This is a genomic window from Rhodoferax ferrireducens (genome assembly GCF_031458075.1).
Lineage (GTDB): Bacteria > Pseudomonadota > Gammaproteobacteria > Burkholderiales > Burkholderiaceae_C > Rhodoferax_B > Rhodoferax_B ferrireducens_A.
The window spans coordinates 1,297,385-1,310,871 of sequence record NZ_JAVDXT010000001.1; the positions used below are offsets into that span (position 1 = coordinate 1,297,385).

Annotated in this window: 12 protein-coding genes; 3 read left to right on the plus strand and 9 right to left on the minus strand. The window is 63.3% G+C overall.

Annotation, left to right across the window (positions count from 1 at the left end; translation table 11 throughout):
* From J2X19_RS06140 to J2X19_RS06155, 4 genes are all read right to left on the minus strand, one after another.
* Entirely contained in the window at nucleotides 1–279 is a 279-nt protein-coding gene (locus tag J2X19_RS06140; RefSeq protein ID WP_116604326.1) for a septum formation initiator family protein, read from the minus strand.
* An 18-nt stretch (nucleotides 280–297) separates the two neighbouring features.
* Entirely contained in the window at nucleotides 298–1,584 is a 1,287-nt protein-coding gene (eno, locus tag J2X19_RS06145) for a phosphopyruvate hydratase (protein ID WP_116604325.1), read from the minus strand.
* A 148-nt stretch (nucleotides 1,585–1,732) separates the two neighbouring features.
* Nucleotides 1,733–2,590: a 3-deoxy-8-phosphooctulonate synthase gene (gene kdsA, locus J2X19_RS06150; RefSeq protein ID WP_310371571.1), complete on the minus strand. Its 858-nt coding sequence runs from the start codon at nucleotides 2,588–2,590 to the stop codon at nucleotides 1,733–1,735.
* Nucleotides 2,587–4,236, minus strand: coding sequence for a CTP synthase (locus J2X19_RS06155; RefSeq protein WP_310371573.1), 1,650 nt, complete (start codon nucleotides 4,234–4,236; stop codon nucleotides 2,587–2,589). The genes kdsA and J2X19_RS06155 overlap by 4 nt, the downstream gene beginning before the upstream one ends.
* Nucleotides 4,237–4,324: 88 nt before the next feature.
* Between J2X19_RS06155 and coaBC the strand changes: the two genes are divergently transcribed.
* The 3 genes from coaBC (at nucleotide 4,325) to J2X19_RS06170 (ending at nucleotide 6,987) form a co-directional block, all read left to right on the plus strand.
* Nucleotides 4,325–5,572 (plus strand): bifunctional phosphopantothenoylcysteine decarboxylase/phosphopantothenate--cysteine ligase CoaBC, encoded by a 1,248-nt coding sequence (gene coaBC / locus J2X19_RS06160; RefSeq protein ID WP_310371576.1) that lies wholly within the window; start codon nucleotides 4,325–4,327, stop codon nucleotides 5,570–5,572.
* Nucleotides 5,569–6,015 carry a dUTP diphosphatase gene (gene dut, locus J2X19_RS06165; RefSeq protein WP_116604321.1) on the plus strand — a complete coding sequence of 149 codons (447 nt, stop codon included), beginning with the start codon at nucleotides 5,569–5,571 and terminating at the stop codon, nucleotides 6,013–6,015. Before coaBC ends, dut begins: the two co-directional genes overlap by 4 nt.
* Nucleotides 6,016–6,144: 129 nt before the next feature.
* Nucleotides 6,145–6,987, plus strand: a complete 843-nt coding sequence (locus J2X19_RS06170; protein WP_310371579.1) for a PEP-CTERM sorting domain-containing protein — start codon at nucleotides 6,145–6,147, stop codon at nucleotides 6,985–6,987.
* 83 nt (nucleotides 6,988–7,070) lie between these two features.
* Here J2X19_RS06170 and J2X19_RS06175 read toward each other — a convergent pair whose 3' ends face one another.
* From J2X19_RS06175 to J2X19_RS06195, 5 genes are all read right to left on the minus strand, one after another.
* A complete protein-coding gene (locus J2X19_RS06175; RefSeq protein ID WP_310371580.1) occupies nucleotides 7,071–8,093 on the minus strand; it encodes an iron ABC transporter substrate-binding protein in 1,023 nt (340 codons plus the stop codon).
* 187 nt (nucleotides 8,094–8,280) lie between these two features.
* Nucleotides 8,281–8,985 (minus strand): aspartate/glutamate racemase family protein, encoded by a 705-nt coding sequence (locus tag J2X19_RS06180; RefSeq protein WP_310371584.1) that lies wholly within the window; start codon nucleotides 8,983–8,985, stop codon nucleotides 8,281–8,283.
* A gap of 23 nt (nucleotides 8,986–9,008) precedes the next feature.
* A complete protein-coding gene (gene pbpC / locus J2X19_RS06185; protein ID WP_310371586.1) occupies nucleotides 9,009–11,171 on the minus strand; it encodes a penicillin-binding protein 1C in 2,163 nt (720 codons plus the stop codon).
* A complete protein-coding gene (locus J2X19_RS06190; protein WP_116604317.1) occupies nucleotides 11,158–11,613 on the minus strand; it encodes a TerB family tellurite resistance protein in 456 nt (151 codons plus the stop codon). The genes pbpC and J2X19_RS06190 overlap by 14 nt, the downstream gene beginning before the upstream one ends.
* Before the next feature lie 45 nt (nucleotides 11,614–11,658).
* The gene (locus J2X19_RS06195; protein WP_310371588.1) at nucleotides 11,659–13,479 is read right to left on the minus strand and encodes an AAA family ATPase; all 1,821 of its coding nucleotides are present in this window, start codon (nucleotides 13,477–13,479) and stop codon (nucleotides 11,659–11,661) included.
* Between the last annotated feature and the right edge of the window lie 8 nt (nucleotides 13,480–13,487).

Genomic DNA, 13,487 nt, shown 5'->3' on the forward strand with positions numbered 1-13,487 from the left:
TTACTTTGTTGTGATGTGGACGAAGATTTCGTTGGACTTGACCATGCCCAGCTCGAAGCGGGCACGTTCTTCCACCATTTCCAAACCTTCTTGCAGATCGCGGACTTCGGCGCTGAGCTGGTCGTTGACCCGCTGCGCCTCGTCGTTGTGGATCTTTTGCGCCTCCAGCTTCTGCTGCAGGCGGCTGACTTCGGAAATGCTACCGCGCCCGAACCAGAGTTGCGCATGCAATATCCCTAGCAGCGCTAGCAAGATCACAGGCACAACGCGAGAGGCCATGGCGCAGCAGTGGACCGGTTAGCGCAGGTTGTAGAAGGCTTTGCGACCGGGGTAGGTGGCCACGTCGCCCAGGTCTTCTTCGATGCGCAGCAGCTGGTTGTACTTGGCCATGCGGTCGGAGCGGCTCAGCGAACCGGTCTTGATCTGGCCGGCGTTGGTGCCCACGGCGATGTCGGCAATCGTCGAGTCTTCGGTTTCGCCCGAGCGGTGCGAGATCACGGCGGTGTAGCCGGCGCGCTTGGCCATCTCAATCGCGGCGAAGGTTTCTGTCAGGGTGCCGATCTGGTTGATCTTGATCAGGATCGAGTTAGCGATGCCCTTGTCGATACCTTCTTGCAGGATCTTGGTGTTGGTGACGAACAGGTCGTCGCCGACGATCTGCACCTTCTTGCCCAGGCGGTCGGTCAGCAGCTTCCAGCCGTCCCAGTCGCCTTCGGCCATGCCGTCTTCGATGCTGATAATGGGGTACTTGTCGCACCAGGTGGCCAGCATGTCGGTCCATTGGGCGGCCGACAGCTTGATGCCGCCTTCGCCTTCCAGCACGTACTGGCCGTCCTTGTAGAACTCGCTGGCGGCGCAGTCCAGGCCCAGCACAATGTCTTCGCCAGCGGTGTAGCCGGCCAGGGTGATGGCTTCCAGGATCAGCTGGATCGCAGCTTCGTGGTTTTCCACGCTAGGGGCAAAGCCACCTTCGTCGCCGACGGCGGTGCTGATGCCACGGTCGTGCAGGATCTTCTTCAGCGCGTGGAACACTTCGGCGCCGTAGCGCAGGGCTTCACGGAAGCTGGGTGCGCCCACCGGGATGATCATGAACTCTTGCAGGTCCAGGCTGTTGTTTGCGTGGGCGCCGCCGTTGATGACGTTCATCATAGGCACCGGCAATTGCATGCCGCCCATGCCGCCGAAGTAGCGGTACAGCGGCAGGCCGGATTCTTCGGCCGCAGCGCGGGCCACGGCCATCGATACAGCCAACATGGCGTTGGCGCCCAGGCGGGACTTGTTTTCGGTGCCGTCCAGGTCGATCAGGGTCTTGTCCAGGAAGGCTTGCTCGGACGCGTCCAGGCCCAGGATGGCTTCGGAGATTTCGGTGTTGATGTGCTCGACGGCCTTCAGCACGCCCTTGCCCAGGTAGCGCTTCTTGTCGCCATCGCGCAGTTCGATGGCTTCGCGCGAGCCGGTGGATGCGCCCGACGGCACAGCCGCGCGGCCCATGGTGCCGGATTCCAGCAGCACGTCACATTCCACGGTGGGGTTACCGCGCGAATCCAGGATTTCACGGGCGACGATGTCAACAATTGCACTCATTTTTTGTCTTCCTAGTTAAATAAAAATCGGGCATGGCTAGCCTGGCTAAGGGCCTGGAGCTCAACAACGGATTTTTGCATGGCTTGGGGGCTGCGCGGCTGCTTGCGTGCCGATTGTTCGGGGTACGTAACCAACGCGCGCACCAGGTTCATGCCGAGAAGCTGTTTTCCAGGTAGCCGTTCTTCTTGGTCACGCGGTCCAGCGCCACCAGGGTTTCCAGCAGGGCGCGCATGTGTTTCAGCGGCACGGCGTTGGGGCCGTCGCTCATGGCCTTGCTTGGGTCCGGGTGGGTTTCCATGAACACACCGGCCACGCCTACAGCGACTGCCGCACGTGCCAGCACCGGCACCATCTCGCGCTGACCGCCACTGCTGGTGCCTTGGCCGCCAGGCAGCTGCACCGAGTGGGTGGCGTCGAACACCACGGGGGCGTGGGTTTCGCGCATGATGGCCAGGCTGCGCATATCGCTGACCAGGTTGTTGTAGCCAAAGCTGGCGCCGCGTTCACAGGCCATGAAGTTGTCTTCGTTCAGGCCGACTTCCTTGGCGGCAGCGCGGGCCTTGTCGATCACGTTCTTCATGTCGCCGGGGGCCAGAAACTGGCCCTTCTTGATGTTCACCGGCTTGCCGCTTTGGGCGACGGCACGGATGAAATCGGTCTGGCGGCACAGAAAGGCCGGGGTCTGCAATACGTCGACAACACTGGCGACATGGGCGATCTGCGATTCGTCATGGATGTCGGTCAATACCGGCAGACCGAGCTCGCGCTTCACCTTGGCCAGGATTTCTAGGCCTTTTTCCATGCCCGGGCCGCGGAAGGTGTTGCCGCTGCTGCGGTTGGCCTTGTCGAAGCTGCTCTTGAAGATGAAGGGAATCCCGAGTTCGGTGGTGATTTCCTTCAGCGTGCCGGCGGTGTCCATCTGCAGCTGCTCGGATTCGATCACGCAGGGGCCGGCGATCAGGAAGAAGGGCTTGTCCAGGCCGATGTCAAATCCACACAGTTTCATTTCTTGGCTCCTTGGTGGTCCAGCGAGGCTTTCACGAAGGCGTTGAACAGCGGGTGGCCGTTCCAGGGGGTGGACTTGAATTCGGGGTGGAACTGCACGCCCACAAACCAGGGGTGTTGGCTCTGCGGCAGCTCGACCATTTCGGTCAGCTGTTCGCGCTGGGTCAGCGCCGAAATCACCAGGCCGGCCTCGCGCAAGCGGTCCAGGTAGTTGACGTTGGCCTCATACCGGTGGCGGTGCCGTTCGGTGACCACGTCACCGTAGATGCTGTGGGCCACCGTGCCAGGCGCCACGTCGGAGCTTTGCGCGCCCAGGCGCATGGTGCCGCCCAGGTCGGAGTGTTCGTCGCGGGTCTTGATGGTGCCGTCGGCGTCTTTCCACTCGTTGATCAGGGCGATCACCGGGTGGGGCGTTTCGGGTTCGAACTCGGTGCTGTTGGCATCGTTCAGGCCGGCCACATGGCGGGCGAACTCGATGGTGGCGACCTGCATGCCCAGGCAGATGCCCAGGTACGGTACCTTGTGTTCGCGCGCAAAGCGGGCCGCGCAGATCTTGCCTTCGATGCCGCGCTTGCCGAAGCCGCCGGGCACCAGCACCGCGTCAAAACCGCCGAGCCGGGACACGGTGGCCGGGGTGATGGTTTCGGAGTCGATGTAGTTGATCTTGACCCGCACATGGTTTTTCATGCCGGCGTGGCGCAGCGCTTCGTTCAGCGACTTGTAGCTGTCGCTCAGGTCCACGTACTTGCCGACCATGGCGATGTTGACTTCGCCCTTGGGGTGCTCGGTCTCATAGACCAGGTCGTCCCAGCGCTTGAGGTTGGCGGGCGGGGTATTCAGGCGCAGCTTGTCGCAGATCAGGCCGTCCAGGCCTTGCTCGTGCAGCATGCGCGGCACTTTGTAGATGGTGTCCACGTCCCACATGGAGATCACACCCCATTCGGCGACGTTGGAGAACAGCGAGATCTTGGAGCGCTCTTCTTGCGGAATCGGGCGGTCGGCGCGGCACAGCAGCACATCGGCCTGGATGCCGATTTCGCGCAGTTGCTTGGCGGTGTGCTGGGTGGGCTTGGTCTTCAGCTCGCCAGCGGCGGCAATCCACGGCAGGTAGCTGAGGTGCACGAAGGCTGTGTTGTTCGGGCCGAGCTTCAGGCTCATCTGGCGCACAGCTTCCAGGAAGGGCAGGGACTCGATGTCGCCCACGGTGCCGCCGACTTCGACAATGGCCACGTCCACCGCATCGGCTTCGCCAAAGCGCGCACCGCGCTTGATGAATTCCTGGATTTCGTTGGTCACGTGCGGGATGACCTGCACGGTCTTGCCCAGGTAGTCGCCGCGGCGCTCTTTGTCGAGCACGCTTTGGTAGATCTGGCCGGTGGTGAAGTTGTTGGACTTGCGCATGCGCGTTTCAACGAAACGCTCGTAGTGGCCCAAGTCCAGGTCGGTTTCTGCGCCGTCATCGGTGACGAAAACTTCGCCGTGCTGCAGCGGCGACATGGTGCCGGGGTCTACGTTGAGGTAGGGGTCCAGCTTGATGAGGGTGACTTTGAGGCCACGCGATTCGAGAAGAGCTGCAAGAGAGGCTGAAGCGATTCCCTTGCCGAGGGAAGACACGACACCGCCGGTGACGAAGACAAATTTGGTCATCTCAAAGTCGGGACGTAATCCCGAGGAGGTGGAAATGGTGATTATAAGGGCGTGAATTAGGCGGTTCTGCTCTGCTACATTGCCCGCCATGAACCCCAACACACTTCTTTCGGCCGATGGCGACCTGGCAGGCAAGCACATCGTGCTGGGCCTCACCGGCGGCATTGCCTGCTACAAGTCGGCCGAACTCTGCCGGCTGTTGATCAAGCAGGGTGCCACCGTACAGGTGGTGATGACCGAGGCCGCCGCCCAGTTCATTACGACTACCACCATGCAGGCGCTCAGTGGCCGGCCGGTGTATGGCTCGCAGTGGGATGCGCGCGAGCCCAACACCATGCCGCACATCAACCTGAGCCGCGAGGCCGATGCGATCCTGATCGCGCCCTGCAGCGCCGACTTCATGGCGCGGCTGGTGCAGGGGCGGTCGGACGAACTGCTGAGCCTGCTGTGCCTGGCCCGGCCCATCGCCACCGCGCCGCTGCTGATCGCCCCGGCCATGAACCGCGAAATGTGGGTGCACCCCGCCACCCAGCGGAATATGGCGCAGCTGGCCGAAGACGGCGCGACCCTGCTGGGAGTCGGTAACGGCCCGCAGGCCTGCGGCGAAATCGGCGACGGCCGGATGCTGGAGCCGGCCGAGATGGTCGAGGACCTGATTGCCTTCTTCCGTCCCAAGTCCCTGGCCGGCCAGCGCCTGCTGGTCACCGCCGGGCCCACCTACGAGGCCATCGACCCGGTGCGCGGCATCACCAATCTGTCCAGCGGCAAGATGGGTTTCGCCATCGCCCGCGCGGCCCGCGAGGCTGGGGCCGACGTCACCTTGGTGGCCGGCCCGGTGGCCTTGGCCACGCCGCGCGGCGTCAACCGCATCGATGTGAAATCTGCACAAAATATGCTCGCAGCGGTGGTCCAACATGCGCAGGCAGCTACGCTATTTGTAGCGACTGCCGCGGTGGCCGACTGGCGGCCCGCGCAAGCGGCCGAGCAGAAGATCAAGAAAGACGGCTCGGGTGCCACGCCGCAGCTGCAGTTCGTCGAGAACACCGACATTTTGGCCACCGTGGCCCAATCTGCCCGCGCTTTGAGCGGCGCCCTGTACTGCGTAGGCTTCGCCGCCGAGAGCCAGGACCTGCTGGCCAACGCCCAGGCCAAGCGCGCCCGCAAAGGCGTGCCGCTGTTGGTGGGCAACATCGGCCCGGCGACTTTCGGCAAAGACGAAAATGCGTTGCTGCTGGTAGACGCGCTGAGCGCTACCGAGCTCCCCCATGCCTCCAAACTCAGCCTGGCGCGGCAACTGGTTGCCGAAATCGCCAAGCGCTTGCACACATCCCCATGAAAATCGACGTCAAAATTCTCGACCCCCGCATGGCAGAGCAGCTGCCAGCCTATGCGACCCCCGGCAGCGCCGGCCTGGACCTGCGCGCCTGCCTGGATGCGCCGCTGACCCTGCAGGCCAACGCCTGGCAGCTGGTGCCTACCGGCATCGCCATCCATTTGTGCGACCCCGGCTATGCGGCGCTGATACTGCCGCGCTCGGGTCTAGGCCACAAGCACGGCATCGTGCTGGGCAATCTGGTCGGGTTGATCGATAGCGATTACCAGGGCCAGCTGATGGTCAGCGCCTGGAACCGCAGCACGGTGCCCTTCACCATCGAGCCGATGGAGCGGCTGGCCCAGCTGGTGATCGTGCCGGTAGTGCAGGCCCAGTTCAACATCGTCACCGAGTTCCCCGCGTCCGAGCGCGGGGAGGGGGGCTACGGCTCTACCGGTACGGCCTAAGAATATGTTACTTGTGTTGCATGTTTGTAACTATTTTTGCCCACACTTTTCCAATTGTTAACGGATAGTGCAGGACCGCCGCTTGAGTCAGTAGTGCATGCCAGTGGCGATATTTAGGGGAGTGGCGGTATGCTGAAAACAGGACTCGCGATCTTTTCCCTGCTGACTGCGCTTGACGTAGGGGCAACCCCAACGACGTATGCGTTTACCGGAACTGTGACCAGTTACTCCGCTTATGGAGTAAGCGATAGTTCCAAAGTGGGTGGGCATGTGTCGGGTACTTTTGTCTACACCGGCAATGCAAGCAGTTTTTTAGAGAGTTTCGGTTCTTTATTCTATGGAAGCTATGGAATGAGCCATGGCGGATGTGACTTTGCCACGTCCAATGTTTGCAGCGCGTATACCGATGTGTACAGCCCCATAGTGAGTGCGTTCAGCCTTTCCACTTCATGGGGAGATTCGTACGCGGCGCAAGCCAATTATTCAATTGGCAATGATGGTTCTATGGTCGGATATGAACGGGTCTTACCATTTCAGAATACATCGCTTGGCTCGGATACGGTTCTCATCTCTTCATCGCTATCCACTACCAATTATTTTTCTCCCGTCGAACCCACTGCCTATACAGTTGATCAGGCATATCTGGGTCTGCTAGCAAAGGTTCTCGGAAACGCCTTGTTGGGCAACATGACCGATTTTTCCCAGCTCCCCGATTTTTCGGGCATGGACCCTTCACTCTCATCTTTGACTTTTGGATATAACCCGCGCACGTGTATCGGCACGGATTGTGGAAACCCCATCAATCTATCGTTAGGGGCTAGTCTGGATTCTTTGGCGCTTGTTCCGGATCTTCCTCCGCAATCCGTGCCTGAGCCCAGTTCTCTTGCATTGATGGGGTTGGGGCTGATGGCCCTGTTGAGTGCTTCTTCCAAAAACCTGCGCCAAATTGCTTTCAGAAGAACACTGTACTGAAATCGTCAGTCACCGCCAGTGGCCAACGGCCACAACATGGTCCCGGTCATCGACCAGCACCATATCGTGGCGTCGAGGACTTACTACAGCAGGCCGGCCTTCAGCATCAGGTCGGTGGTCTTGCCGGTGTTGAGCTTGGACATGTCGACCTTGGGCGCTTGCAGCTCGGCCAGCGGCACCAGGTTGCGGTTCGACTTGGCGTCCACGCCCACGGCATATTCAAACGAATTGCCGCTGCGCAGAATCTCCTGGCCGCCCTTGCCGGTCAGCCATTTCAGAAAAGCCTGGGCCTGGGCGGGGCGCTTGCTGGAGGCCAGCACGCCACCGCCGGAGACGCTGACGAAGGCGCCCGGGTCCTGGTTGCGGAAGTAGTGCACACCGATTTTCTCGGTGTTCTCGCCGCCCTTGGACATGTCGCCAAAGTAGTAGTAGTGGTAGATCAAGGCGCCATCGACCTGGCCGTCGTTGGTGGCCTTCATGGCCACGCTGTTACCGCGGAAGGTGACCACGTTGTCTTTCAGCCCCTTGAGCCAGGTGGCGGTGGCTTCTTCGCCCTTGAGCTGCAGCACGGCGCTAACGATGGCCTGGAAGTCGGCCCCGGCCGGTGCTGCGCCAAAGCGGCCTTTCCAGGCCGGATCGGCCAGGTCCATCATGGATTTGGGCAGGGTGTCGCGCGTGAACTTGATCTTGCGGTAGACGAACACTGTGCTGCGCGCGGCAATGCCGGTCCAGCGGCCGTGGTCGGGGCGGTATTCGGCGGGGATCTGGGCCAGGGTGGCCGGGTCCAGCGGCGCGAACAGCTTGTTGTTGTCCACCAGGGACATGGCGGGCGAGTTTTCCGTCAGGAACACATCGGCCGGCGAGGCCGCGCCTTCTTGCACCAGTTGGTTTGCCAGGTCGGCATCGCCGCCGTTGCGCACCACCACTTTGATGCCGGTTTCGCGGGTGAAGGCTTCGACCCAGGCCTGCGTCAAGCTGACGTGCTGGGCGTTGTAGATCACCAGGGGCTCGTTGCTGCTCTGGGCTTGCGCCGCCAGTGAAGCTAGGCCCAGGCCGAGGGCCAGGATAAGGGAGCGGCGCAGCAGGGAAGGGGAACGGAATGGCATGGGCAGTAAATCCTATGGGGGCAGCTGCCAAAAAATCGGCAGAGTTAATTTAAACGCGAATAATTTGCATTTGAATTATAGGATGGCGCTGCGCCGGGTCCGCGGCCATGGGTTATGGTTTTGCTTCAGTTTTTATAGCTGCTAGCGCTGGTGTTATCTGCGTCAGAGGCCGATTTGGCTTGAAAATTCAGCCTGGAGCGTCTTGCAAGGCCCACTCTGCCGCGCTGCGGGCATGGATGGCCGTGGTGTCGAACAAGGGCACGCTGGCGTCGCTGGCATCGACCAGCAGCGCAATCTCGGTGCAGCCCAGGATGATGGCTTGCGCGCCCCGGGCCACCAGCCCGGCCATGACCTCGCGGTAGGTTTGGCGCGACGCCGGCAGGATCTGGCCCAGGCACAGCTCTTCGTAGATGATGCGGTGCACGCTGTCGCGGCCGGCGGTGTCGGGCATCAGCATGCGCAGGCCGTGGCGGGTTTGCATGCGGTCTTTGTAGAAGTCCTGCTCCATGGTGAAGCGCGTGCCCAGTAGGCCGATGGTGTGCAAACCGGCTGCCTGGATGGCCGCCGCCGTTGGGTCTGCAATGTGCAGCAGCGGGATGCCGACCGCCGCTTCGATGGCTGGCGCCACCTTGTGCATGGTGTTGGTACAGACCACCACGCAGTCGGCCCCGGCACGCTGCAGTGCACGCGCCGCATCGGCCAGCAGCGCGCCGGCCGCGTCCCAATCGCCCGCATGCTGCAGCCGCTCGATCTCAAAGAAGTCGACGCTGACCAGCACCAGCTTGGCCGAATGCAGGCCGCCCAGCTGCTCTTTCACGGTTTCGTTGATCGCGCGGTAGTAAGGGATGGTCGATTCCCAGCTCATGCCGCCGATCAGGCCTATGGTTTTCATGTGTTTTCCTGTGGGTGAGGGGGTTAGCGCGTGTTTGTTGCCGCCCGCAGCCCGGCGCCGCGCACTTCCAGCCGCACGCTGTCCAGCACCTCGCCACGCGCGTTGCGGATCTGCAGCACATGCCGACCCGGCCAGGGCAGCCACTGGGCCGACGGGCCGGGGGCGAACAGCTTGCCGTCTATCCACCAGCGCAGGCCGCTGCCTTCGGCCTGCAGGCTGACGCGCTGGTGGGCGGGCGGAATGTCCGGGTCCAGCGCGATGATGGTGCCGCTGGTCGGGCTGGTGATGCGGGCCGCAACTTCTAAGCCTTTTAGGCCGTTAGCGCTGCTTCCATCTGCGCCACCAGCTACGGAATGCATAGCAAACTGGGTTTGCTGCGTACCCTCAATAAACCACTCGCTGCGCGCCGCCTCCTGGCCGCCGAACTGCACCGCGGCCTGCAGCACGCCGGCGGGTGGCACAGGTGCGCGGCTGGGCTGGCGGCTGTGCAGGAACTGCATCACCGCGACCCAGACCGGTGCGGCGCCTGTGGTGCCGCTGACGTCCCACATCGGCGCGCCGCTGGCGTTGCCAACCCACACGCCGACCGTGTAGGCCTGCGAGTAGCCGACGGCCCAGTTGTCGCGCATGTCCTTGCTGGTGCCGGTTTTTACCGCCGACCAGAAGCGTGTGGCCAGCAGGCTGTCGCTGCCGAAGGTGCGGCTGCGCGCCAGCGGGTCGGACAGGATGTCGCTGGCGATGAAGGCTGCGCGCGGGTCCAGCGCGGGGCGGAACTGCGGCTTGGCGTTGGGCGTGAAGCTGGTCGCGCTATAGCGCCCGCCGTTGCCCAGCGCGCGGTAGGCGTTGGCCAGGTTCAGCAGCGAGACTTCGGCGCTGCCCAGCGCCAGGCTGTAGCCGTAGTAGCCGCCCGATTCCTTGAGCGGCAGGCCCAGCGCCTGCAGTTGGCGGAAGAACGCATCGGGCGACACCATCACCAGGGTGCGCACTGCCGGCACGTTCAGCGAGGCGGCCAGTGCGGTGCGCGTCGACACCCAGCCCTTGAACTGGTGGTCGTAGTTCTGCGGGATGTACAGGCCGCCCGCGGTCTGGATGTGGGTGGGCGTGTCTTCCAGCAGCGAGGCGGCGGTGATGCGGCGCTCGGCAATGGCCTCGGCGTACAGAAAAGGTTTGAGGGTGGAGCCAGGCTGGCGCAGCGCCGTTACGCCATCGACCTCGGCCGCCGCGCTCAGCGTGCCGGACGAACCGACCCAGGCCAGCACCTCGCCGCTGGCGTTGTTCAGCACCACGACGGCGCCGTCTTCCACATGCCGGCCTTGCAGCTCGCGCAGATGCTGCTGCAGGGTCTGCACCGCAAAGCGTTGCAGGGGGGCGCGCAGGCTGGTGGTGATACTGCGTGCCGTGCCTTTGGCGAGTTGCCGGCCCAGGTGCGGCGCGATGCCTTCGTTGGTGTCAAAGGCCCGGCGCTGCAGCGCGGCGGTGGTGAACAGGTCCAGGCCGGTGCAGTCGGCTTTCGCCTCTATGGCCTGCAGCACGCCGCAAGCGCGCTGCGTGACCTGCGCCAGCTTGGCGTTCGGCGCACGCACCAGGGCGGCGGCGACAGCGGCTTCGCGTGCATCCAGGCCGTGGGCGGCCTTGCCGAACAAGGTCTGGCTGAGTGCAGCTATGCCGACCAACTCGCCGCGGAACGGCACCAGGTTCAGGTAGGCCTCGAGGATCTGGTCCTTGCGCCAGCTGCGTTCCAGCATCTGGGCCGATACGGTCTGGCCGATCTTCTGCACCACGCTGCGCCCGCCGGCGCTGGGCTTCAGGTCCGCATCCAGCAGGCCGGCCAGCTGCATGGTGATGGTCGACGCGCCACGGGTCTTGGTGTTCCACAAATTGCCCCAGGCCGCGCTGGACACCGCCTGCCAGTCCACGCCGCTGTGCTCGTAAAAACGCTTGTCTTCGCTCAGCACCAGCGCCGTGCGCAGCGCCGGCGACACATCAGCCAGCGCCACCCACTGGCCGCGCCGCACGCTGGCATCGGTGCGCAGGCGCTGCAGCAGCTCGCCATGGCGGTCGAGGATCTGGGTGTCGGACGGCTGGTAGCTGGATTTTATGGAGTTGAAAGTGGCTGTGGCGCAGGCGTTACCTGCGCTAGCAGCTATTAAAAGCGCAGCAAAAAGCCGGCTTTTAGCCCGCAGCATTGAGTTCTTGCACCACCGCCGCGACCGATGCGGTGTCGGGCAGGTGCGACAGTGCGCCCACGAGTTCGTCGCGCACCTGGGCGATGTGGGCTTCAAAGCGGGCCGGGCTGACACCCAGGGTGGTGGCGATGGATTGCACGTGCTCGCGTTCGGCGCTGCTCAGGCTGCCGTCGGCGTAGGCGGTCATCAGGCACATCAGCACCACCGTGTCGGCGAAGGCATCGGTGCTGGGCAAGAAGGCCTGGGCGTCAAACGGGCTGGCGGTGTCGGCCATGATGGCGGCCGTGGTGGGCATGTCTGCGCTACGTGAGCTTTCGTAGAACTGGCCGATCAAGGCCGCTTCGGCGGGGTGGATGCCGTCCACCAACGCTACCGAGAGCATGGCCTTGGTGAGTAGGGCGACTTGCGCGGGGCTGAGGTTCTGGTCGGGCATGTTGTGCATGGTGGTCTCCTAACGTGGATGATTTTCTGTGGCTGGGGCAGGTGGTTAACGCGCCAGGGCGCGCCGTTTGGCAGCGATCAGGTTGCTTTGGATGTCGGCCAGCGCCATGTCGCGGTAGCGCTTGGGCAGCATGCTGCGCCGCGAGGTTTCGGATACGGCCAGCAGCTCCATGAATTCGATCATGTCGCGTTCCTGCGGCGGCATGAAGTCTTGTGCGGCGGCGCTGAGCACGGTGGCGTTCAAGGGGCTGGCCTGGTTGCGCGCCAGCTCCACGGCCAGCAGGGCCAGGGCTTCCAGGTCGGCGTTCGAGTAACCGAGCAGTGTTTCGCAAAGCATGAGCAGCTCTTCGGTACTGGCAACGCAGGTTTCCCCGTAGCGCGACAGCACGGCCTGCAGCACCTGGGCGCGCTCGGCGGCCGAGTCGCAGTAGAAGAACGGGATCTTGCGGTCGAGCCGGCCGGGGCGCTTGATGTCGCTGTCCAGTTTGTCGGGCCGGTTGGTCAGCATCACGAACAAGACCTGACCGCGGTTCTCCGTCTCGGCCATGAATTCCTTGAGCCGGGCGATGACGCGCGAACTGGTGCCGTCGTCGCCGCCTTCGCCGCCGCCCGAGCCAAAGCTGCGGTCGCCTTCGTCGATGATGACGGCGATCGGCCCCATGGCTTTGACAGTGGCCAGCACGCGTTCCAGATTGGCCTCGGTCGAGCCCACCCACTTGGATCGAAAGTTCTTCAGCGCCACGGCGGACAAGCCGGCTTCCTTCAAGAACGCCTTGATGACGAAGGTCTTGCCCGAGCCCATGGGGCCCACGGCCAACAGGCCCATGGGGGTCAGGGTGGTTTCGCCGGCCTTGAGATTCTTGGCAATCGCCAGCAACTCATGCTTGATGTTTTCATGCCCGCCCACCGATGCCAGGCCATGCTTGGGTTCGATGAACTCGATCAGGCCCGCGCACTCTTTCTCGATCATTTCGCGCTTGCGGGCGTGGATGACTTTCAGCACTTCCTCGTTGGCATCGCCCACCGGCAAGGTTTTTTCGGGCTCGATGAGCTTGGTGATCTCGGCCGGTGTCATGCCCGCCGTGATGGTGGCCAGCGTGGTGGCGCGCTGTTCGGCATCGGCCGAGCCTTGCAGCAGCTGCAGTATCAGCGCGCGCCGCTGCGGCTCGCTCAGCCCATGGCCTTCGGAGCTGGCCATGATGCTGGCCAACTGCACGGTGCGCAGGCCGCCGGTGCGCTCGGAGAACAGGCTGACTTGCTGCGCGCTGAGCTTGGGCGCCAGAAACGCGATGACCTTGTGGCGCAAAGCCAGGTCGGGCATGGGGATTTCGATGGCCGCGACCTTGGGGTTGGACAGCAGGCCGGGGTTGATGGCGTTCAGCGATTCGGTAACCAGGATGGTGATGTTGTCGCCAGTGGTCAGGCTCTTGTCCAGCGACCAGCGGTGGAATGCCAGGTAGATCTGCCGGTCCTGCTGCGCCATGAAGCTGGGGTCGCCGGCGGGCAGCAGCGCATCGGCATAGGGCACGATGACGGCAGTGGACTGCTCGGTGCGCATCTGGGTTTCCAGCGTGTGCAGGGCCGCCAGCAGCTCGGGGGCGTCGTCGCCGTGGGTGACGAGTCCGGGCAGACCGCTCAGGCTGCGGATGCCACGTTCCAGGCTGACCTCCACGACATGCTTCTTGGTGTCCTTGAACAGCTCGGCGACCAGGAAGGACTGCAGGTTGTGCAGCGTGTCGCCGACCAGGAAGTTGTCGAACACATTGCGGTACAGCACAAAGGTGGAAGCCTCCCCGGCCAGGTACTTCTGTCTCAGGGTTTCGGCCCAGCGGGGCAGTGCGTTGCGGGTGGTGGAGGGGGCGGCCATCGTGGGTG